The 1,424-nt window shown below is 54.8% G+C and carries 1 protein-coding gene; it reads right to left on the bottom strand.

The window, feature by feature from the left end:
• Positions 1 to 219 precede the first annotated feature (219 nt).
• Positions 220 to 687 carry a DUF2262 domain-containing protein gene (locus tag Poly51_RS21030; RefSeq protein ID WP_146459854.1) on the bottom strand — a complete coding sequence of 156 codons (468 nt, stop codon included), beginning with the start codon at positions 685 to 687 and terminating at the stop codon, positions 220 to 222.
• Between the last annotated feature and the right edge of the window lie 737 nt (positions 688 to 1,424).

Raw genomic sequence — 1,424 nt, 5'->3', positions numbered from 1 at the left:
AGTTGAAAGAACGACGGCGACTCGTCGGACCGTAGAATGCACCCGCATGCTTGACGAGGATTCGATCGGTGGTCGGTAAGGATCAGAAGTCATGCGCGATTGCGTGCAGAATCAGTCGGGTAACGGTGCCCGTCAGCGGGCCGGGAAGGTTGATTGTCCATTTGAATAAAGCCGCAAGCCCGGCTCCGTTGCACGGGATGGTTATCCGCCGTTGTGAATTCAGAACAGGGATCTCGCGTCGCCATCGACAATTCGGCCGTCGCCATCAAAAGATACCGTCAGGCAGTGTTCATGCAGGCAAGGTGAATCACCACCAGTGATCTCGAAAAACTCGTCTTCGTAATCATTACCAGAAAGCATGAAAGTAATCGAGTATGGCACAGCAAGCACCTTGCGTAGTTTCGTAGCCGATACTTGTGGCGGATTGTCTTCACCGCAGTCGAGAAAACCATTCAGAAGTTCAAGCAATTCCGTAACAGCGTATTCACGGAAAGCTTTGAAGTATCGAACACGGCCACGCCAAACCTTCTCAGCTAGAGGAAGAAGTCGGTCGATCGCATCATCTGTGTCACAGAAGAAGTGAATATCAACCCGCACGCCCTTGTGGCTTGTTGCGACGGAATAAGATCTGTCATTGCGGTGACACTTCAGTTTGCCGAAGACCGCTGATGAAACGCTGCGATTCATTTGGAGGCTAATCTGATCTCAGTCGGATAACGGTTGGCATCACCGGGTGGCGGCGAACATCGTGATTTCGAGAAAACCGCACCACCGCCACTCCGGTGCATGCCGTGGTTATCCCATTGCATTGGATCGAGCGTTGAATCAGCGATGTGCAGTTGCGACCACCGTTTCACAGCATAGCGGGCATTGAATCGTGCGGCAAGTTTCGAGCGTTGCCGACCGTCAGCGGGTCGGGCACGGCGACCGAAGGGAGCCGAAACGCGGACTCTCTCGCCAATGGCGANGCCNGGTGGGANAAGACAAANNGAGCCATTGGCGAGAGTGTCCGCGTTTCGGCAGCNTGCAGCGGAGNAAACCATTCCAATGCCNNACGANNNGCAAGCTTCGGGNATNGNGAGAACGNNNGCAGCNANTTNGAGAACGTGACGTTCCGCATCGCCGGAAAAAATAGATCAGCGCGACCAAGAGATTTTCCGGCGATGCGGTACGTCACGTTCGGACGTGATTTCGAGAAAACCCTTTGAAGCAAAGTCGGCCGACATCCCCGGCAGTCGGGTGCTGCGGATCGAACCGCTACGAAGCGAGATCGGTCGGCACCTCCGCGCATTAGTTGGGATAACGCTCGACATCACCGGGTGGCGGCGAAAGTCGTGATTTCGAAAAAACGTGACCACCGCCACTCCGGTGCATGTCATGGTTATCAGACTTACAACGCTGCGCTTCGGGGTGGCAGTGGAGGA

The organism is Rubripirellula tenax (assembly GCF_007860125.1).
Lineage (GTDB): Bacteria > Planctomycetota > Planctomycetia > Pirellulales > Pirellulaceae > Rubripirellula > Rubripirellula tenax.
This window is presented reverse-complemented; position numbering and strand designations above follow the sequence as displayed.